The following is an 18,373-nucleotide window of genomic DNA, read 5'->3' as shown; positions in this document are numbered from 1 at the left end:
GATCAACAGGCGAGGGCGAAGCCGTCGGCGTCACCGGCCAGGAACGACTCCACGATGCCGATAGTGCGCGGGTCGCGGACGATCTCGCCGTGCGACAGCGGTCCGGTGCGGCAGGTGTCCTGGAGGTCGATCGACGTCGCGCCCTCGAGCACGGCGGAGTCGGGCGGGACGACGGTCCGGTCGGTCTCGGTCCACAACGACAGCCAGCGCGGACCGGCGGGCGTCTCGTCGCCCTGGTTGAGCCCGCGCAGCAGGTCGCTGTCGGGGTCGAGCTGGCGGCAGGCCTCGGCGCACGCCCCGTCGCCCAGGCTGGTGGCCAGCGCGGCCAGGTCGGTCCCGTGGTGGGGCGAGGCGATCGTCGCGACCCGGCGGGTGACGGCGTCGCCGCCCAGCTCGGCGACGTAGTAGCGCACGACGACACCCCCGGCGGAGTAGCCGACCAGGTCGACGGAGCCGGCCCCGGTCCGGTCGAGCGCCGCGGCGACCCGGTCGGCGAGCCCCTCGGCGGCGGCCCGCAGGTCGCCGGTGCCGTCGCCGGGCGGTACGACGACCTCCGCGTCGGGCAGCGCGGCCGCAAGGTCCTCGAGGGCGGCCGTCGAGCCGCCGTACCCGGGCACGAGCAGGACCGGTCCGCGGCGCGCCTGGTCGACCGGTGCCGGCGCGCCGGCGGCCGGGTCGCCGACCGAGCGGACGACGAGCGTCACGAGCACCGCGGCGAGGAGCCCGGCCACGACGAGGTGGAGACGCCGCCGGGCGGGGGAGAGCCGCCCCAGCCAGCCGGGCCACGTGGTCATCTGGTCAGGCTACGAGCCGAGGCCCAAGCCGGGTCGACGACGTGTCCGCGGGCACTGACCCGAGCGGTCCACGACCCGCGTGGGCACTTACTGACTGTCAGCACTACCACCTGACGGTTGCAGCCGTCAGGTAGTGCATCGGACGGTCAGTAAGTGCCGACGGCCTGGTCCATCCCGGCCGGCTCAGGGCTGGGGTGAGCCGAGGAGCTCGACGGTGCTGATGGCGGTGAAGTTGCGTCCCTTGGGGGCGCGGGCCGGGTCGCTGACCGAGACGAGCCGCATCCGGACGGTCCTGGAGACGACGTCGACCCGCATCTTCTGCACGGCACGGGACTCGCCGAGGGTCTGGGTGACCGTCTCCCCGCCGTCGAAGACCCACTCGACCTCGAGGACCCGGCGGTTGGCGGTGTAGCCGTCGTAGCCGGGGTCGCGCTTGGCGTAGCCGTTGAGCAGCCCGACCGAGGTCAGCCGGGTCGACTTCGCGAGGGTGAAGACGAGGGTCGAACCGGCGGCGCTGCCCGGGGCGCGCCAGGCCGTGTCGGGGCGGTCGTCGAGCATGTTGGCGGCGTCGTAGCGGACCGGGTTGCCGTCGACGTCGACGCCCGGCTTGGCGGTGCTGGGCGCCCGGACCGTGGCGGACCCCGAGACGTCCTTGCTCGGCCCGGTCGTCGTGGAGGTCGTGGGGCTGGTCGGCTCGGACGACGACGGATCGGTGGTCGGCGCGCTGGTGCCGGGTGCGCTGGCGCTCGCGGACCCACCGGGCGCGGGGTCGCCGGCCCGGTCGTCGTCGGTGTCGTTGCCGCGGAGCAGGAACACGCCCATCCCGGCGACCAGCACCAGGGCCGCCGCGACGACCAGCCACGGCAGCGCCGAACGGCGGGCTGCGTGGCTGCGGCGGTCGTCGGTCGGCGCCGCGTGGTCGTCGTAGCCCACGAACGCGACGGGTACCGAGGTGTCGGCCTCCCACACCTCGGGGGAGACCGGCGCCACCGGCGCCACCGGGGGCAGCGGCGTCGCGGGGGTCGCCGGCGGGGGCGGCGGGTCGTCGGCGTACATCGGGTAGCGCGGGCGACCCGGGGTCTCGTAGACCGGGGGCGGTGCCGTCGGACCCGCGCCCGGCGGCCACGGCGACCGGGCCGGGTCCGACGGGGCCGGCGAGTCCTCGACCCGCACCGCCGGGCGCTCGGCGGTGCTGGTGGGGTCGCCGCCGGTCACGTCGCCGGTCACGTCGGGCGGGCCGGCGATGTCGTCACGCGGCTGACCGCAGTTGACGCAGTAGCGACCGACGCCGAGGGCGTGGCCGCAGCGCGCGCACTGGTGCATCGGGTCGCTCCTCCTGCGGTTCTGGCTGTCGTCCTGGCGGTTGTCCTGGCCGGGGTCCGGGCCACCCTAACGAGGTGGGGCTACTCGTGGCCGACCCGCTCGTGCGAGGCCACCCGACCCACGACCGGGGGGAGCCGGCGGCAGGCCTGGGCCAGCTCGCGCAGGTCGTTGCCGAGCAGCGCCTGCGGGCCGTCGCAGAGCGCCGTCTCGGGGTCGGGGTGCACGTCGACGATGATGCCGTCGGCGCCGACTGCGATGGCCGCGCGCGACAGGGGGACGACGAGGTCCTTGCGGCCCGCGGCGTGCGACGGGTCGACGATGACCGGCAGGTGGCTGGTCGCCTGGACGACGGGCACCGCGGAGATGTCGAGCGTGTTGCGGGTCGACGGCTCGAAGGTGCGGATGCCGCGCTCGCAGAGCACGACGTCGAGGTTGCCGCGCTGGGCGATGTACTCCGCCGCCATCAGCCACTCCTCGATGGTCGCGGTCATGCCGCGCTTGAGGAGCACGGGCATGCCGGAGTCGCCGGCGGCCTGGAGCAGCCCGAAGTTGGCCATGTTGCGGGTGCCGATCTGCAGCATGTCGGCGTGCTCGGCGACGACGGGTACGTCGCGGGCGTCGACGACCTCGGTCACCACCGGCATGCCGGTGGCGGCGCCGACGTCGGCCAGGATCTCCAGCCCGCGCACACCGAGGCCCTGGAAGGCGTACGGCGAGGTCCGCGGCTTGTAGGCGCCGCCGCGCAGGATCGTCGCGCCAGCCGACTGCGCCATCCGGGCCGCCTCGAGCGTCTGCTCGGGCGACTCGACGGCGCACGGGCCGGCCATGAAGGTGAACGTGTCGGGCCCGATCGGGACCCGCTTGTTGCCCGCGCCGCCCTTGCCGACCCAGACGGTCGAGCGCTCGGCGTGGTGCTGGCGGCTCACGAGCTTGTAGGGGTCGGAGATGCGGTGCACGTCGGCGACGCCGCGCAGGGTGCGCAGGTTGAGTCCGTGGAACGACTCGAGGTCGCCCACCAGACCGATGATGGTGCGGACGACGCCCTTGCTGACGAAGGCCTCACCGCCGACGGACTCGACCCGCTCGACGACGTGCGCGACGTCCTCGTCGGTGGCGTCCGGTGACATGACGACGACCATGGCTGTACCTCTCGTGTGGGCCTCGGCGTACGGCCCGGGTGGTGGTGGCACGACGAACGCCCCGGGCTTTCGGCCGGGGCGTTGGTGGGTGCGGGCGCGTCTAGGAACGAGCCTGCACGGGAGCTCCCGGCAGGTGTCCAAAGAAATAGGTGCGCGCCACGAGGGGGAGTCTAGGCCGACCCGCGGTGGCGGGGCGGGGCTGTGCCAGTCCGTGGACGGGACCGGGACCGAGGCCGGGGGCGAGGCTGAGGCCGAGGCTGGGATGTTACTGACCGTTCGGACTGCTTCCCTGCGCTTCGACGCGCAGGTCAGAAGTCCGAACGGTCAGTAACAAGCCCGGTGACCCACCCGCCGCGCCGCCCCCGGCTCACACCACCAGGTGCTGGACCTCGCCCGGGTCCGGGCCGGACGGCGTACGGCGGGGGCCGGCCTCGACGAGGACCATCGCGGTCACGACCATGGCGCCGCCCGCGAGGAGTCGCCAGGTCAGCGACTCGCCACCGAGGCCGACGGCGAAGGTCGCGGCGAAGACGGGCTCCATGCTCATCACGATCGCCGCGCGGGTCGGGGCGAGGTGGGCCTGGGCCCAGGTCTGCGCGATCAGCGCGGCGGCCCCGGCCACCACGGCCATGTAGACCACCGACAGCCAGTCGCCGGTGCGCGAGGGGAGGACGACGCCGTCCGGGGCGGTGGCGACCAGGCAGATCACCGCGATCACCAGCAGCTGCAGGATCGACAGCCCCAGCGCGTCCTCGGCCGAGGACCAGGCACCGAGCGCCACGATGTGCAGGGCGTAGAGGACCGCCGCGACCAGCGTGATGGCCTCGCCGTAGCCGACCGCGACGCCGTCGAGCGTGAGCGTGGCCAGGCCGGTCGTCGCGAGCAGCACCGCTCCCCACGTCCACGTGGTCAGCCGGGTGCGCAGCAGCAGCGCCGCGAGCAGGGGCGTGGCGACGACGTACAGCCCGGTCACGAAGCCGGACACGCTCGCCGCGGTGCTCGCCAGCCCGGCGGTCTGCAGGATCTGCGCGACGCCGTAGAGGCCGCCGAGGACCAGACCGCGACGGCGCCCCTGGGCGGACAGCCGCCCGAGCGCGCGCGGCGCGACCACCAGCATGACGGCCCCCGCGACCAGGAACCGGACCGCTAGGAAGTCGAGCGTCGGCACCCGGTCGAGCAGGTCCTTGATGAGGATGAACGTCGAGCCCCACACCATGGTCATGGCCAGCAGGGCGAGCGTGGCGAGGGTCGTGGTCCGTGGCCGGGCGAACCCGGTCACCGGAGGGGCTCGCCGTGCGAGCACGCACCGGGTCCGGACACGGTGGTGAGTCTCCCACCCGCAGACGCACCGCGCGGGACGGCCTGGGCCGAGCGGTCGCGGTCAGACGAGGTGGTCAGACGACGAAGAGGGTGATCGTGCTGCCCCGGCGCGCCTGGCTGCCGAAGCCGGGGTCGGACCGGGTGACGTAGCCCAGGCCGAACCCGCCGGGCGCGTCCTCGACCGTCGTCTCGAACCCGGCCTCCCGCATCGCCTTCTCGGCGTCCTTGACGCCGTAGAGGTAGACGTTGGGGACCTTGACCAGCTCGGGACCGCGCGAGACGACCAGCCGGACGGTCTGGCCCTTGGTCAGGGTGCCGGACGACGGGGACTGCGAGATCACGCGGCCGGCCTCGACGGAGTCGTCGTAGCGCTCCTCGACGACCTCGCCGACCAGGCCCCGCTCCTCGAGGGCCGCCACGGCGTCGTCGCGCGGCTCGCCCTCCCAGTGCCCGACGGGGATGGGTCGCTTGCCCTTGGACACGATCAGGTCGACGGTGGTGCCGGGCTCGACCTCGACGCCGGCCTTGGGGTCGCTGCCCAGCACGGTGCCCGGCGCCGCGGTCTCCGACCAGCGGCCGGTGCTCGTGCCGAACTCGAGCTGCTTGTCGATGAGGGCGTCCTGGGCGGCGTCCTCGTCGAGGCCGCGGACCGTCGGCACGAGGAGCTCGCCGAGCGACAGGGTGAGCGTCACGGTGTCGCCGGGCATCAGCCGCGAGCCGCCTCCCGGGTCGGCCGACACCACGGTGCCGGCGGGCAGGTCGGGGTCGTAGACGGCGTCGGCGTAGGCCACCTCGAGGTCGGCGTCGCCCAGCATCGACTCGGCCTGCGACTGCTCCTGACCCACGACGGTGGGGCTGGTCGTGTAGCGGGCCCAGCCGTACCAGAACGCCCCGCCGCCCAGCCCGAGGGCGAGCAGGAGCGCGACGACCAGGAGCAGGGGGCCACGGCGGCGGCGCCGTCGGACCTGCCGCGGGGGAGCGGGTCGGGTCGGGCGGGCCGACCGCGACGCCGCGGTCTCCGTACGCCGGGGAGGCGCGAGCGGCGGCGGGGGCGGGCCGAGGACCGGCATCATCGTGGTCGGCTCGCGCAGGTCGGGACCCGGCTCCCCGTCGGGCGCGGCGCCGGGCTGCTGGTCCGGGTGGGGCTCCCAGGACGGCTCCCAGCCGGACAGGTCGTCGGTCGTGGTGGATGCGCCCACGGGCCCCGTCGGGGGCAGCAGGTCCTGGGTGAGCTCGGGGTCGTCGTACAGGCGCTCGCCGAGGGCCTGGCTGACCCGGTGGACCTGGCGCAGCAGCACGGTCGCGTCGGCCGGGCGGCGGGTGCGGTCGCGGGTGGTCGCACGGGCGACGAGCGCGTCGACGTAGGGGGGCAGGCCGGGCACCCGCGCCGACGGCGGCGGCACGTCGTGGTGGACGTGCTTGTAGGCGACCGCGATCGGGGTCTCGCCCTCGTGGGGCTTGACGCCGGTCAGCAGCTCGTAGAGGAGCACCCCGACGGCGTAGACGTCGGCGCGCTCGTCGGCGCGGCCGTCGACGACCAGCTCGGGCGCGAGGTAGGACACGGTGCCGATGAGCACGCCCTGGGTGGTGTGCTGGGTCTCGGAGCTGACCGCCTTGGCGAGGCCGAAGTCGGCGACCTTGACCTGGCCGTCGTCGCTGATCAGGACGTTCTCGGGCTTGACGTCGCGGTGGATGAGCCCGGCGCGGTGGGCGGCGGCGAGCGCGGACACGACCGGCTCGATCAACGCCAGCGCCCGGGTCGGCGACATCGGGCTCTCCTTGGCGATGGTGTCGCGCAGCGTGTGTCCGCTGACGAGCTCCATCACCAGGAAGACGGTGCCGTCGTCGTCGCCCTGGTCGTGGACCGCGACGATGTGGGGGTGCGAGAGGCGGGCCGCGGCCCGGGCCTCGCGCACGAATCGCGCGGCGAAGTCGTGGTCGTCGTGGCCGCCGGCGTCGGACAGGCCCGCGTGCATGATCTTGACCGCGACCGTGCGATCGAGGCGGACGTCGAGGGCCTCGTGGACGCTGGCCATCCCGCCGCGCGCGATCCGCGGGCCGATGCGGTAGCGCCCGTCGAGGAGCCGGCCCTGCAGGGGGTCGGTGCCCCGGTCGTGGGCACGACCGGCCGGGCGCGTGTCACCGGCGCCGGGGCGTGTCTGCACGTCGACCCTCCTGCCCGGCGGGGGAAGTCGCCGGAGAACCCCATCGTACGGGGCGCCACGGCCGCCCGGGTGGCTCCGCGGGTCCCGGCGTGGCGTGCAAAACTGACGTCCATGTCCGACGCGTCGCCCAGTGAGGCCACCCCACCCACCCTCGCCGAGGCCGACCTGGCCGCGCTGGTGCCCGACTGGGTCGACTGGGCCGAGGCCGCACGCCGTCTCGAGGTGACGGTCGCCAAGGTCCGCACGATGATCCGCGACCACGAGCTCGCGGCCGCCGTGCCCGCCCCCGGCGCCGGCCAGCAGCTGCCCGCCGACCTGATCCAGGACGGCCTGCCGGTCAAGGGCCTGCCGGGGCTGCTGACCGTGCTGCACGACAACGGCTACGACGACCGCGAGTGCATCGCGTGGCTCTTCCTCGACCAGGACTTCCCCGGGCGCGCCATCGACGCACTGCGCGAGAACCGCGGCACCGAGGTCAAGCGGCGCGCCCAGGCCCTGGCCTTCTGATGGTCGACTAGCCGATGCCCGTCCACCGGGTACCCCCACGCCCGGAGGGCTTCGACCCGCGGCCGACCGGGGCGCTGGCGATGTTCCTCGTGCTCGGCGTCGTCATCGGCATCTGGCTGCTCAACGGTCGCGACCCGGGCACCGGCACCGACCCCGGTCCGGCGTCGACCGCGCAGGCCGGGTCGCTCGACCCCGACAGCGGCCTCCCGTACGTCGAGGTCGACGACCTGCCCGACGAGGCCGTCACGACGATCCGGCTGATCGACGACGGCGGGCCGTTTCGCTACGACCAGGACGGCGCGACGTTCGGCAACGACAAGGGTGTGCTGCCCGACCAGCCGCGCGGCTACTACGCGGAGTACACCGTCGAGACCCCCGGCTCCGACGACCGCGGCGCCCGCCGGATCGTGGCCGGCGACCGGGGCGAGCTCTTCTGGACCGCCGACCAGGACTCGTTCGCGCGCGTGCGCCGGTGACGTCGGAGGTCGGACTGAGGTCGCGGGAGCGCTGAGTTCGGGCGTACCCGTCCGGACTTCGGGGGTGGCTCATCCGCTTCTGGGGTGTTGCAACGGTCCCGGAGTGCAGGAATCCCCGGGTACCCGGGGATCCATGCCACGGGTCACACCGCCCGCTGCGTGACCGTCGCCGCCAACCCCCGCAGCACCTCGGTGGCGTGCGGGTCGAGGCCGGCGTCGTCGAGGGCCGCGACGGCGATGTCGGAGAGCTCGGCGATGAGGGACTCGACCTCGGCGTGGGCACCGCTGGCGTCGATGACGCCGCGCAGCCGCTGCACGTCGTCGACGCCGAGGGCCGTGCCGAGGGAGCGGTCGAGCAGGTCGGCGTCGGCGGGTGGGGCGGACCCGAGGGCGAGGGCGACCAGGACGGTGCGCTTGCCCTCGACCAGGTCGTCACCGGCGGGCTTGCCGGTGGTGGCCGGGTCGCCGTAGACGCCGAGCAGGTCGTCGCGCAGCTGGAACGCCTCGCCCAGGGGGAGCCCGAACCGGGTCAGCGCGGCCAGCTCGTCGGGACCCCCACCAGCCAGTGCGGCACCGACGTGGAGCGGGCGCTCGATGGAGTACTTGGCCGACTTGTAGCGCAGCACCGTCATCGCCGCCTCGACGTCGGCGCGGCCCCGGGCCTGCACCGAGACGTCGAGGAACTGCCCGGCGATCACCTCGGTGCGGCACAGGTCGAAGACCTCCAGGGCCGGACCCACCCGGTCCCAGCCGAAGCCGCTGCGCCGCAGCTGCTCGTCGGCCCAGCCCTGGAGCAGGTCACCGAGCAGGATCGCGCCAGCGGCGCCGTACTGGACGGGGTCGCCGCGCCACCCCGCCGCGCGGTGCTCGGCCTCGAGAGCGCGGTGGGTCGCCGGCCGCCCCCGGCGGGTGTCGGAGGCGTCCATCAGGTCGTCGTGGGCCAGTGCGCTGGCGTGCAGCAGCTCGAGCGACGCGCACGCGCGCAGCAGTCGCTCGTGCTCGGGACCGGACACGACGGGCTGCAGGGCGCGGAACCCCCAGTGGCAGAACGTCGCCCGGAACTTCTTGCCACCGGCCACCGCGGTACGCGCCTCGGCGAGGAGCCGGTCGGCGTCGGGGCCGAGGGGTGTGAGCAGCGTGGCCTGACCGTCGAGGAACCGCGCGAGCGTCGTGTCGAGCGCCTCCCGGAAGGCGTCGCCGTCCCAGGACCCGTCGCCGATGCTCATCGCTCGAGGCTAGGCCCATAAAGTCGGACCCATGGCAACGGGTCGCGGGCGCAGCATCGCCGAGCTCATCGCGAGCGGTGAGCGCTCCATCTCCTTCGAGTTCTTCCCGCCCAAGGACGAGGCCGGCGTCGAGCGGCTGTGGCGTGCGATCACCGCGCTCGAGCCCTACCGGCCGACCTTCGTCTCGGTGACGTACGGCGCCGGCGGCGCCACCCGCGACACGACGGTCGAGATCACCGGCCGGATCGCCCGCGAGACGTCGCTGACGCCCGTCGCCCACCTCACCTGCGTCGGCCACACCCGCGAGGAGCTCGAGAAGATCCTCGACACCTACACCGAGGTCGGCGTCCACCACCTGATGGCGCTGCGCGGCGACCCGCCCGAGGGCCCGCGCGCGGAGTGGACACCCACCGAGGGCGGTCTCGACTACGCCCTCGACCTCGTCGAGCTCGCGGCGTCCCGTGGCGACTTCCGCATCGGCGTCGCCGCCTTCCCCGAGGGCCACCCCAACGCCGAGTCGCGCGACCACGACGCCGACGTGCTGGTCGCCAAGGCCCGCGCCGGGGCTGAGTACGCCGTCACCCAGATGTTCTTCCGCGCCCAGGACTACGTCGACCTCGTCGAGCGGGTGCGGGCGCGCGGCGTCGACATCCCGATCCTCCCGGGCATCATGCCGATCCTCAACCTGCACGCGATCCAGCGGCAGGGCGAGCTCGTCGGGACCTCGGTCCCCGACGAGATCGTGGCCCGCATCTCCGCCCACGACGACCCCGCCGCCATCCGGGCCGAGGGCATCGCGATCGCCGCCGAGCTGTGCGAGGACCTGCTCGCCCTCGGTGCGCCGGGCCTGCACTTCTACACCCTCAACTTCTCCAAGGCCACGCTCGAGATCTTCGAGCGGTTGCAGATCACGGCCTGAGGGGGAGTCGCGGCGGCCAACTCGCGCAATCGAACGAGTTGAGCGGGCCCGGGGTCGGATCGGGTGACCGACTCGTTCGATTGAACGGGTTGGTGGGGCCGGGGACTGAACGGGGTGGGGCGGGCCCGAGACCGGGCCACCGACCCCCACCCGACCCCTCGACTAGCGTCGACGACATGCTCGCCTCCCGCACCGTCACCACCACGGGCTCCGGCGCCGTGTCCGTCCCGCGCGACGCGGCCGTGCTGAGCGTCGCCGCGGTCCACCGTGCGCCGACGCTGTCGGAGGCGCTCGCCGGCGCCGAGTCGGCGCGGGCCGCGCTCGTCGAGGTCGCCCGCGCCCACGTCGAGACTGGGGCGATCGCCACCCGCAGCCTCGACACCTGGCCCCAGCGCGGCGACGACGGACGGCCCGCCGGGTTCGAGGCGCGACACTCGCTGGCGATCCGCTGCTCCGGGCTCGAGGTCGCCGCGGCCCTGCTCCAGGCACTGGCCGACGGGGTCGGCGACCGGCTCTCGGTCGACGGCGTCTCGCTGGCCGCGACCCCGGGCGCCGACCACCTCGCCTCGGCCCGCGAGGCGGCGTACGACGACGCACGCGTCCGCGCCGAGCACCTGGCCCGGCTCGCCGGCTCCGAGCTCGGCTCGGTCGTGTCGGTCGCCGAGGGCTCACCCTCGGGCTCCGGCCCGTCGGCACGGCTGGCGCTCGCCGCCAAGTCCGACGTGCGGTTCGAGGGGGGCACCGAGGACGTGTCGACCTCGGTGACCGTGACCTGGGAGCTCGGCTGACCCGTCAGGCGACCCGTCAGGCCGGACCGACCACGCTCGCGACCAGCGCCGCACCCAGCCCGACGTAGGCGAGGCCCGAGCCGGGGGTGGCGTGCGCGCCGGCGGCGTACACGCCTGCGACCGGGGTGGTGGGGCCGAGGCGGTGGCGCACGGTGCCGCGGCCCTGCCACAGCACGCCGTACGGCGACCCGCCCCACGCCTGCACGGTCTCCAGCGGCGTGCGGTCGACGCGGGTGACCACCTGGTCACGGACGTCGAGACCGGCGCGGGCCAGCACCTTGAGCATGTCCTCGGAGAGCCGTCCGCGGCCGTGGAGGGTGCAGGCGGTGCGGCCGGGCGGAGCGGTGCCGCCGGGGCGCACCACCACCATCGGGTCGCCGTGCACGACGGTCTCGTGGGGCAGGTCGAGCCCGCCCTCGAGGCCGAGGTGGGTGATCGACGGCGGCAGCGACGGCATGGTGCGCTCGACGTGGCGAGCCAGCGCGGGCAGGCGGCGCGGGTCGATCGCGCACACGACCACGTCGGCGCCGACCTCGCCCTGTGCGGTGCGCACGGCCACGACCCGGCCCTCGCGCACCACGAGGTCGAGCACCGGGCTGTCGAGCACGACGCTCACCCCACGGGTCGCCAGCCGGGCGGCCAGCAGGCCGGCGAGCCGGTGCATCCCACCGGCCAGGGTCCAGGCGCCGAAGAGCTGCTCGAGGTGGGTCGCGACCCCCGCCCACGCCGGCACGTTGCGCAGGTCGTGGCCGTCGGCGACGAACGGGTGCCCGGCGACGGTCGCCGGCCGGTCGTCGCGGAAGGCCTTGCGCAGCCGCTTGTGGAGCTGCTCGCGGCCGTCGAGGATCGTCGTCACCTCGCGCGGCAGGTCTCCGGGCGTCCACGGCTCCTCGAAGTAGTGGCGGCGCAGGACATCCCAGACCTCGGCGTACGGCGTCACGTAGGCGTCCCACGCGGCCCCGAGCCCCGCACCGAGCGCGTCGAAGGCGTCGACCTGGGCCCGCCGGCCCGTCGGCAGCCGCAGCACCGAGCGGTCCGCGAACCGGTGCTCGCGCACCACCTCCAGCGGCTGCAGCTCCTCCCCGGTCGCGACCCCGAGCTCGGCCTCGAGGGGGCGCCCGGTCTTGCGGAACAGGTCGCGCACGACGGCCGGCACGTGCAGCATCGTCGGCCCGGCCTCCCAGGCGAAGCCCTCCGACTCGATGGTCGTCAGCGCCCCGCCGAGTCGCGCGGAGGCCTCGATCAGCGTGACGTCGTGGCCGAGCTTGGCCAGCCGCGCCGCCGACGCCAGGCCGCCGTAGCCACCACCGACCACCACCACGCGCGCCATGGGGCGGACCCTACGGTGACGAGACGGCTCGTCGCGACGGGCCTCGACCCGTACGACGCCCGCCTGCCGAACCGCCTGCCGAACCGCCTGCCGAACCGGCCGACGCCCGGCCGACGCCCGGCCCGACGTCCGTCAGCGCAGGTCGGGCGCCGCCCCGAGCGGCCCGAACCCGGAGTCGTACGTCTGGTCGAGGTAGGTCGTCAGGGCGACGTTGAGCGGCGCGAGCCGGTCGCCGGGTGCGAGCAGTGCGCACGGGTCGAGCCGGGCGAAGAACCCGACAGGGGTGTCGGCGGCGACCAGGGTCGTCCCGGTCGCCTCGCCCTCGGGCGCCCGGGCGAGCCTCCCCTCGCGCCGCTCGAGGTCGTAGGAGTGGGTGCCGCCGAGCGAGACGCCCTGCCCGACGGCGGAGGGCCGTCCGGTGCGCCGGGCGTCGAGCAGCGGCACCAGGGACTCGACGTCCTCGACCGTGAGCCCCGGGTCGAGGCCGAGCACGAGGTGGTCCTGGAGCAGGCCGAAGAAGCCCGGGTCGACCTGCGCGAGGGTGCTCACGCCGGCCGACGCGCGGGTGTTGAGCTCGGTCGGGCGGAACCCGTCTCCGGTGAGCACGCCGTCGATCCCGAACGCGCCGCGGTAGCCGTGGGTCGCGGCGAGGTGGTCGCCCACGCGCCGCGCGACCGCACGCATCTCGTCGCGGTCGGCCGCCGGCGGGTCCCACCACGTCGACAGCCCGCCGTAGACGAACGAGCGGGTCTCGAGGTGGCGCAGGATCGCCAGCTCGACCGGCCGGAGCGCGGCGGTGCCGCCCGCGTCCGGCCCGAGCACGATGCCGTGGATGGAGCACGGCACCCCGTCGAGGAACGGCATCACCCGGACCCGGTCGCAGCGCGGGGCGAAGAACGCGTACGCCGCCACGCGGTCCCGCTCGTCGAGGACCCAGCGCACGAAGTTGCCGCCGCCGTTGAGGCCGTCGCGGGCATCGCCGCTCCACACGACGCCCTGGCCGGCGTCGAGCTCGGCGCTGGCGGCGGCCAGGGAGGCACGGTCGACCGGGCAGGCGCGGTGAGGGGCACGGGTCACCCCGGCGGCGTCCCAGACCCCGTCGGCGAGCAGCTTGTCCTCGAGCGCCATCCAGGCCGCCGGTCGGCCGCCGGTGACCACGCGACCCAGGAGGGGCTCGTCGGTCGTGACGAACGGCGTGGTGCGCCACCGCGCGCGGCGCTCGGGGTCGAAGGCGTCGATCGCCGCGACGACGTGCGGCGGCAGGTGACGGGTGGCCCGGTCGAGCAGGCGCACCTCCTCGGTCATCGACGCGGTCGGTGGCAGCGCGACCTCGACGACCGTGCAGTCGCCGGTCTCCGGCACCGGGCCGGCGCCGGTGCCGGTCGACAGCACCAGCACCGGGCAGCCCAGGGTGCGCAGCCGCGCCACCAGGGCGGTGAAGCCGGCCAGGATGCCGGGCCCGAGGATCACCGGACGCCCGGCGTACAGCTCGCCGAGGCGGGCGGTGACGGCACCCCGGGTCGCGTCGTCGCTCAGGTCCACGTCGGTCCGCCGGAGCGCGCGCCCCGACGCTCGCGTCGGGTCCGGAAGCGCCGCCATCCCCGGCGCACGAGCTTGAGCGCGAACCACAGCACCACCAGCCCGACGACCAGGAGCACCGCGGCGATCACCGCGGCCGCGACCGGGTGGGTGATCGCGAAGGCGACCACCCCGAGGACGAGGAGGTCCTCCAGGACGCTGGCGGTGATGTTGGTGACCGGCTCGGGGGAGGAGTTGACGGCCAGGCGCCCGCCGGCCTTGACCAGGTGGGAGGCCAGTGCGGTGGTGCCGCCGACCGAGGCGTTGAGCGCCTGGGTGAGCGAGTCGGCGTCGCCTGAGAGCAGCAGCGCGACGACGGCGCCGGCAGTGGGTCGGATGACCGTCGAGATCGCGTCCCACGTCGAGTCGACGTAGGGGATCTTGTCGGCCACGAACTCGATCGCGTAGAGGAACCCGGCGACCGCGAGGACGTCCCATCGTCCCAGCGCCTGGGGTACGTCGGCCCCGCCGAACCGCTCGCCCAGGCCCAGCACGAGGACCACGAGGTAGGCGTTGACCCCGCTGGCCCAGCCGCTGGAGAACGACAGTGCGAGTGACTCCACGGCGCGCCCTACGCGACGTCGACGACGGTCGCCCCGGTGAGGCGCGCGAGCTCGTCGTACGTCGTGGAGAACACCGCCGCCGGGTGGCCCGCCGCCGCCCACACGACCGGGTGCTGCTCGAGCCACGGGTCGAGGTAGGTCGCCACGGGACGCGGGTGGGCGAGGGGGGAGACGCCGCCGATGACCTGGCCGGTGTGCTCGCGCACGAACTCGGGCGTGGCCCGCGCGAGCCGCTCGACCCCGATGGTCGCGGCGACCTTCGCGGTGTCGACGCGGTGGGCCCCCGAGGTCAGCACCAGGACCGGCGACCCGCCGGCGTCGAAGAGCAGGCTGTTGGCGATCGCGCCGGGCTCGCAGCCCAGGGCCTGGGCGGCGAGCACGGCCGTGTGGACCGAGTCGGGCAGAATGACGATCTCGCCCGTCCCACCGAGTCGGGCGTGCTCGGTCCGGAACCGGGCGATCATCGGGTGCTCACTCGACATGGCCCAGACCCTAGGGCCTGGCGCGGTGCGGCACGATCGAGAGAGGCGGACGCGACGTGACGGAGCCGACGACGCTCACCCGGGCGACGCGTCCGACCCGTCCGGTCGCCCTCACCCGGGTGACCCGCGGGGTCTGGCTGCTGGTGCTGCTCGGGGCCGCCCTCACCGTGCTCGCGGTGCTCCTGGACGACGAGATCATCCGCTCCACGCGCGCGGGCACCGTGTCGGCAGACGACACCCGCGTCCCGCCGTCCTTCACACCGGTCGTGATCGTGCTCGACGTGGTCGTCTCCAGCCTGGTGCTGGTGCTGCTGGCGTTCGTGCGGGGCGCCCACAACTGGGCGCGGCACTGCCTGGCGCTCGCCATGGTCCTGCTCGCCGTGGCCACCGCGGCCGTCCTGCGCACCGCCCCTCCGGTGGCCTTCGTGCCGCCGATCGTGGTCTTCCTGGTGCTGCTCGCCGTGCTGGTCCACCTGCTCTACCGGCCCGCCCTGACGGCGTACGTCACGCCTCGGCTCGAGTAGGGCTCTCCGGTCGGGTCTTCCGGTTGTCGGTGGGGGGAGGTAGCGTTCTCCTTGTTCGAACACGCGTTCGAACTCTCCGGTGGGGTCGACCTCGACCCCCGGCCCCGCCGGATCCCCTCAGCAGGGCCAGGAGGCCGACCATGCGTCACTACGACGATCCCGTGGAGGTCCGGCGCGGCGCGCCGGACGACGAGCGCGGCCCGGAGAGGCTGCCCGGGCCGTCTCCCGAGCAGTTCCTGTGGCGGGGGCGACTGTGGAAGGTGCGGGCCGTGGTGGCCCACTGGGTCGAGACCGGCTCGTGGCGGCAGGGCGACGAGGGTCGCGGTGTGCTCGACGCCGACGGCCCGACGGTCGGCGCCAGGGCCGGCCGCGGCACCGCGGTGGCCGCTGCGCCGGTGGTCGACCTCCTCCCCGAGCGCGAGCTGTGGCGGGTCCAGGCCGGCCGTGGCGGGCTCGAGAGCGACGGCGTCTTCGACCTGTCCTTCGACGGGAGCGACGGCTCGTGGTCGCTCGTGGGCTGTCAGGACTGAGGGCGTGACGATGCTGCTGCTGCCTGCGACCACCCACTCCTACCTCGCCCGGTCGGCCGAGTCCCTGGCCGAGGCGATCTCGGCGACCGAGGTCACGACCCGCTACGCGTGCGCCCACGTCGCAGCCCTGCGGGCTGCCGCCGCGCTGCTCGCCGCCCGGGCCCGACCGGCGCCGGCACGCCGCCGTCCGCAGAAGAACGCCTGGGTCCTGCTGGCCGAGGTCGCGCCCGAGCTGTCCGAGTGGGCCACCTTCTTCGCCGCCGGAGCCGCCAAGCGCGCCGCTGCCGAGGCCGGCTCCACGCGCTCGGTCAGCGAGCGCGAGGCCGACGACCTGGTCCGCGACGCCGACCGGTTCCTCGCCGTCGTCGAGCAGTCGCTCGGCCTGATGCCCCACGAGCCCGTCCGCGAGCACCTCGTCCGCCAGGTGTCCTGAGGCCTCGCCCGTCCTCGGGTCCGATACGAGGGTTTCCTTGGTCGACGGTGGCGGTCGCACCCGCCAGGGTTCAGCCATGACTCTCGGGCTCCGTCGTGGCCATGCGCTGGCCGCCGTCCTCGCTGTCCTCCTCCTCGTCCCGCTGGTCGCGGTCCTGGTGTCCTCGCCGGCCCAGGCCGCGACGGTCTCGGTCGCCTCGGCGCGGGCCACCCAGGACGGCTCGTCGGCCACCGTGCGCGGCTACGTCGTCGGGCAGCCCACCTCCGCCACGACCGTCGTGCGCAGCGGCTACCCCAGCGACTACGCGCTCGCCCTGGCCGACTCCGCCGGCGTCACCGACCCCGCGCAGATGCTCTACGTCCAGGTCCCGTCGGCCTTCCGCTCGGCGTGGGGCCTGAAGACCAATCCCGGCCTGCTCGGCCAGCAGGTCGACGTGACCGGCGCCCTCGCGGCGTACTTCTCCCGTCCGGGCCTGACCGGCGCGACCGCCTTCGCCCGCGCCGGAGCCCCACCGACCACCACGCCCCCCACCACGACCCCGCCGACCACGACGCCGACCACCACGACCCCGCCCGGCGGCACGAGCGGCGGGACGACGCAGTACGACACGACGTACTGGAAGAACGCGATCGGCAAGACCGGACCCGAGCTGGAGTCCTCGCTCCACACCATCATCTCGACCGGCGTCACGCGGGTGTCCTACGACGGTGTCTGGAACGCCCTCAAGGTCACCGACCGTGACCCGGCCGACGCCGACCACGTGATCCTGCTCTACCAGGGCACCTCGGTGCCGGCGTCCGACAACGGCGGGGGTGTCGACCAGTGGAACCGTGAGCACGTCTGGGCCAAGTCCCACGGTGACTTCGGCACCGCCACCGGACCCGGCACCGACCTGCACCACCTGCGCCCGACCGACGTGACGGTCAACTCCGCCCGGGGCAACCTCGACTTCGACAACGGCGGCACCCCCAACGCCGAGGCGCCCGGCAACCGGGCCGACGCCGACTCCTGGGAGCCGCGCGACGCCGACAAGGGCGACGTGGCCCGGATGATCTTCTACATGTCGGTGCGCTACGAGGGGGACGACGGTTTCGCCGACCTCGAGGTCAACGACGCCACCGGCAACGGCACCGCCCCCCACATCGGCAAGCTGTCCGTGCTGCTGCAGTGGAACGCCCAGGACCCGCCCAGCGCCGCCGAGCTGCGCCGCAACGACGTCATCCAGCAGCAGTTCCAGGGCAACCGCAACCCGTTCATCGACCACCCGGAGTGGGCCGACGCCGTGTGGTGAGGACGGCCGGACGACGTCCGAACCCGTCCTCGACGGCGGCCGAGCGTGCGGGGTCGCCGACCGAGGGGCGAGGTCGCGAACCGGCGTCGAGACCCCCCACAGCCGGTCTGCGACCGGCAGCGGCAGGCCGACGGGCGCCCGGCTGGCGCGTCGCGCCGTCGCGACGTAGGCTGCTCGGGATCGAACACACGTTCGATCATGGCGGGTCGAGCCATTGCCGGAGGTGCCGTGCCCGACCCGACCGTCCGCACACCACTAAGGTTTCGAGCATGTCCGCGAGCGAACGTCGAGCCGCCCCCCGGACCGCCGTGGTGTGGGACGTGCTCGACCCGGTCCTCGCCGGCGCGTCGCTCGACGTCGTCGACATCGGCGGCGGCACCGGTGGCTCCGCCGTCCGCATCGCCGGCCTGGGGCACCGCGTCACCGTCGTCGACCCCAGCCCCGACGCCCTCGCGGCCCTGGGCCGCCGCGCGCGCGAGCGCGGCGTCGAGGTGGTCGGCCGCCAGGGCGACCTGTCCGACCTGCCCGCCCTCGTGGGGCCCGACGGCGCCGACGTCGTGCTGTGCCACGGCGTGCTCGAGGTCGTCGACGACGCGGCGGCCGCGCTGGCCTCGATCCGCGAGGTGCTGCGTCCCGGCGGCCACCTCTCCCTGCTCGTCGCCCAGCGCCACGCCGCGGTCGTCGCGCGCGCCATGGCCGGCCACTTCGCCCAGGCCGCCGCACTGCTCGACTCCACCGAGGTCCACGGCCGGACCCGGCGATACACCGCCGCCGAGTCGGCCACGCTGCTCGACAGCGCGGGCTTCCGCGTCGTCGCGACCCACGGCGTGCGCGTGTTCGCCGACCTGGTACCCGGCTCGCTGCTCGACCTCGAGCCCGGCGCGTCCGCCGGCCTCGTCGAGCTCGAGCGCGCCGTCGCCGATCGCCCCGAGTACCTCTCCCTGGCCACCCAGGTGCACCTGCTCGCCACCTGAGCGCCTCCCCG

The 18,373-nt window shown here is 74.7% G+C and carries 19 protein-coding genes; 9 read left to right on the top strand and 10 right to left on the bottom strand.

What is annotated here, in order from left to right; genetic code table 11:
* Positions 1-2 precede the first annotated feature (2 nt).
* From FJQ56_RS13450 to pknB, 5 genes are all read right to left on the bottom strand, one after another.
* The gene (locus FJQ56_RS13450) at positions 3-794 is read right to left on the bottom strand and encodes a lipase family alpha/beta hydrolase (RefSeq protein ID WP_140010075.1); all 792 of its coding nucleotides are present in this window, start codon (positions 792-794) and stop codon (positions 3-5) included.
* Between the two features lie 183 nt (positions 795-977).
* Positions 978-2,117, bottom strand: a complete 1,140-nt coding sequence (locus tag FJQ56_RS13445) for an NADase-type glycan-binding domain-containing protein (RefSeq protein WP_140010074.1) — start codon at positions 2,115-2,117, stop codon at positions 978-980.
* Between the two features lie 80 nt (positions 2,118-2,197).
* Positions 2,198-3,244 (bottom strand): 3-deoxy-7-phosphoheptulonate synthase, encoded by a 1,047-nt coding sequence (aroF, locus tag FJQ56_RS13440; RefSeq protein WP_246084150.1) that lies wholly within the window; start codon positions 3,242-3,244, stop codon positions 2,198-2,200.
* A 379-nt stretch (positions 3,245-3,623) separates the two neighbouring features.
* Positions 3,624-4,535 (bottom strand): DMT family transporter, encoded by a 912-nt coding sequence (locus FJQ56_RS13435; protein ID WP_140010072.1) that lies wholly within the window; start codon positions 4,533-4,535, stop codon positions 3,624-3,626.
* 115 nt (positions 4,536-4,650) lie between these two features.
* The gene (gene pknB, locus FJQ56_RS13430) at positions 4,651-6,741 is read right to left on the bottom strand and encodes a Stk1 family PASTA domain-containing Ser/Thr kinase (RefSeq protein WP_246084149.1); all 2,091 of its coding nucleotides are present in this window, start codon (positions 6,739-6,741) and stop codon (positions 4,651-4,653) included.
* Between the two features lie 111 nt (positions 6,742-6,852).
* Between pknB and FJQ56_RS13425 the strand changes: the two genes are divergently transcribed.
* Together FJQ56_RS13425 and FJQ56_RS13420 are read left to right on the top strand one after the other, a co-directional pair.
* Positions 6,853-7,248 carry an Rv2175c family DNA-binding protein gene (locus FJQ56_RS13425; protein ID WP_140010071.1) on the top strand — a complete coding sequence of 132 codons (396 nt, stop codon included), beginning with the start codon at positions 6,853-6,855 and terminating at the stop codon, positions 7,246-7,248.
* Positions 7,249-7,262: 14 nt separating this feature from the next.
* Complete coding sequence (locus tag FJQ56_RS13420) at positions 7,263-7,724, top strand: guanyl-specific ribonuclease (protein ID WP_211351005.1); 462 nt, start codon at positions 7,263-7,265, stop codon at positions 7,722-7,724.
* Between the two features lie 143 nt (positions 7,725-7,867).
* Here the strand turns inward: FJQ56_RS13420 and FJQ56_RS13415 are convergent, their stop codons facing one another.
* Positions 7,868-8,950, bottom strand: a complete 1,083-nt coding sequence (locus FJQ56_RS13415; protein WP_140010070.1) for a polyprenyl synthetase family protein — start codon at positions 8,948-8,950, stop codon at positions 7,868-7,870.
* A 31-nt stretch (positions 8,951-8,981) separates the two neighbouring features.
* Between FJQ56_RS13415 and metF the strand changes: the two genes are divergently transcribed.
* Together metF and FJQ56_RS13405 are read left to right on the top strand one after the other, a co-directional pair.
* The gene (gene metF, locus FJQ56_RS13410; RefSeq protein ID WP_140010069.1) at positions 8,982-9,869 is read left to right on the top strand and encodes a methylenetetrahydrofolate reductase [NAD(P)H]; all 888 of its coding nucleotides are present in this window, start codon (positions 8,982-8,984) and stop codon (positions 9,867-9,869) included.
* Between the two features lie 176 nt (positions 9,870-10,045).
* Entirely contained in the window at positions 10,046-10,657 is a 612-nt protein-coding gene (locus FJQ56_RS13405; protein WP_140010068.1) for an SIMPL domain-containing protein, read from the top strand.
* A 16-nt stretch (positions 10,658-10,673) separates the two neighbouring features.
* Here FJQ56_RS13405 and FJQ56_RS13400 read toward each other — a convergent pair whose 3' ends face one another.
* From FJQ56_RS13400 to FJQ56_RS13385, 4 genes are all read right to left on the bottom strand, one after another.
* Positions 10,674-11,987: a phytoene desaturase family protein gene (locus FJQ56_RS13400; protein WP_140010067.1), complete on the bottom strand. Its 1,314-nt coding sequence runs from the start codon at positions 11,985-11,987 to the stop codon at positions 10,674-10,676.
* Between the two features lie 132 nt (positions 11,988-12,119).
* Positions 12,120-13,529, bottom strand: a complete 1,410-nt coding sequence (locus FJQ56_RS13395) for a hypothetical protein (RefSeq protein WP_140010066.1) — start codon at positions 13,527-13,529, stop codon at positions 12,120-12,122.
* Positions 13,520-14,128: a DUF4126 domain-containing protein gene (locus FJQ56_RS13390; protein ID WP_140010065.1), complete on the bottom strand. Its 609-nt coding sequence runs from the start codon at positions 14,126-14,128 to the stop codon at positions 13,520-13,522. The genes FJQ56_RS13395 and FJQ56_RS13390 overlap by 10 nt, the downstream gene beginning before the upstream one ends.
* 8 nt (positions 14,129-14,136) lie before the next feature.
* Positions 14,137-14,610 carry a YbaK/EbsC family protein gene (locus tag FJQ56_RS13385; protein WP_140010064.1) on the bottom strand — a complete coding sequence of 158 codons (474 nt, stop codon included), beginning with the start codon at positions 14,608-14,610 and terminating at the stop codon, positions 14,137-14,139.
* Positions 14,611-14,666: 56 nt separating this feature from the next.
* On the opposite strand from FJQ56_RS13385, the gene FJQ56_RS13380 reads away from it, so the two are divergent.
* From FJQ56_RS13380 to FJQ56_RS13360, 5 genes are all read left to right on the top strand, one after another.
* Positions 14,667-15,134: a hypothetical protein gene (locus FJQ56_RS13380; protein WP_140010063.1), complete on the top strand. Its 468-nt coding sequence runs from the start codon at positions 14,667-14,669 to the stop codon at positions 15,132-15,134.
* A 140-nt stretch (positions 15,135-15,274) separates the two neighbouring features.
* Positions 15,275-15,664, top strand: coding sequence for a DUF6504 family protein (locus FJQ56_RS13375; protein WP_211351003.1), 390 nt, complete (start codon positions 15,275-15,277; stop codon positions 15,662-15,664).
* A gap of 10 nt (positions 15,665-15,674) precedes the next feature.
* Entirely contained in the window at positions 15,675-16,097 is a 423-nt protein-coding gene (locus FJQ56_RS13370) for an SAV_6107 family HEPN domain-containing protein (RefSeq protein ID WP_140010441.1), read from the top strand.
* 76 nt (positions 16,098-16,173) lie between these two features.
* Complete coding sequence (locus tag FJQ56_RS13365) at positions 16,174-17,388, top strand: endonuclease (protein WP_140010062.1); 1,215 nt, start codon at positions 16,174-16,176, stop codon at positions 17,386-17,388.
* A 269-nt stretch (positions 17,389-17,657) separates the two neighbouring features.
* Complete coding sequence (locus FJQ56_RS13360; protein ID WP_140010061.1) at positions 17,658-18,362, top strand: class I SAM-dependent methyltransferase; 705 nt, start codon at positions 17,658-17,660, stop codon at positions 18,360-18,362.
* Positions 18,363-18,373: the final 11 nt, after the last annotated feature.

The organism is Nocardioides plantarum (genome assembly GCF_006346395.1).
Classification (GTDB): domain Bacteria; phylum Actinomycetota; class Actinomycetes; order Propionibacteriales; family Nocardioidaceae; genus Nocardioides; species Nocardioides plantarum.
This window is presented reverse-complemented; position numbering and strand designations above follow the sequence as displayed.

Coding starts and splice junctions, on each gene's coding strand:
- FJQ56_RS13450 (WP_140010075.1), bottom strand. CDS start 794: ATGACCACGTGGCCCGGCTGGCTGGGGCGGCTCTCCCCCGCCCGGCGG.
- FJQ56_RS13445 (WP_140010074.1), bottom strand. CDS start 2,117: ATGCACCAGTGCGCGCGCTGCGGCCACGCCCTCGGCGTCGGTCGCTAC.
- aroF (WP_246084150.1), bottom strand. CDS start 3,244: ATGTCACCGGACGCCACCGACGAGGACGTCGCGCACGTCGTCGAGCGG.
- FJQ56_RS13425 (WP_140010071.1), top strand. CDS start 6,853: ATGTCCGACGCGTCGCCCAGTGAGGCCACCCCACCCACCCTCGCCGAG.
- FJQ56_RS13420 (WP_211351005.1), top strand. CDS start 7,263: ATGCCCGTCCACCGGGTACCCCCACGCCCGGAGGGCTTCGACCCGCGG.
- FJQ56_RS13415 (WP_140010070.1), bottom strand. CDS start 8,950: ATGAGCATCGGCGACGGGTCCTGGGACGGCGACGCCTTCCGGGAGGCG.
- metF (WP_140010069.1), top strand. CDS start 8,982: ATGGCAACGGGTCGCGGGCGCAGCATCGCCGAGCTCATCGCGAGCGGT.
- FJQ56_RS13405 (WP_140010068.1), top strand. CDS start 10,046: ATGCTCGCCTCCCGCACCGTCACCACCACGGGCTCCGGCGCCGTGTCC.
- FJQ56_RS13400 (WP_140010067.1), bottom strand. CDS start 11,987: ATGGCGCGCGTGGTGGTGGTCGGTGGTGGCTACGGCGGCCTGGCGTCG.
- FJQ56_RS13385 (WP_140010064.1), bottom strand. CDS start 14,610: ATGTCGAGTGAGCACCCGATGATCGCCCGGTTCCGGACCGAGCACGCC.
- FJQ56_RS13375 (WP_211351003.1), top strand. CDS start 15,275: ATGCGTCACTACGACGATCCCGTGGAGGTCCGGCGCGGCGCGCCGGAC.
- FJQ56_RS13370 (WP_140010441.1), top strand. CDS start 15,675: ATGCTGCTGCTGCCTGCGACCACCCACTCCTACCTCGCCCGGTCGGCC.
- FJQ56_RS13365 (WP_140010062.1), top strand. CDS start 16,174: ATGACTCTCGGGCTCCGTCGTGGCCATGCGCTGGCCGCCGTCCTCGCT.
- FJQ56_RS13360 (WP_140010061.1), top strand. CDS start 17,658: ATGTCCGCGAGCGAACGTCGAGCCGCCCCCCGGACCGCCGTGGTGTGG.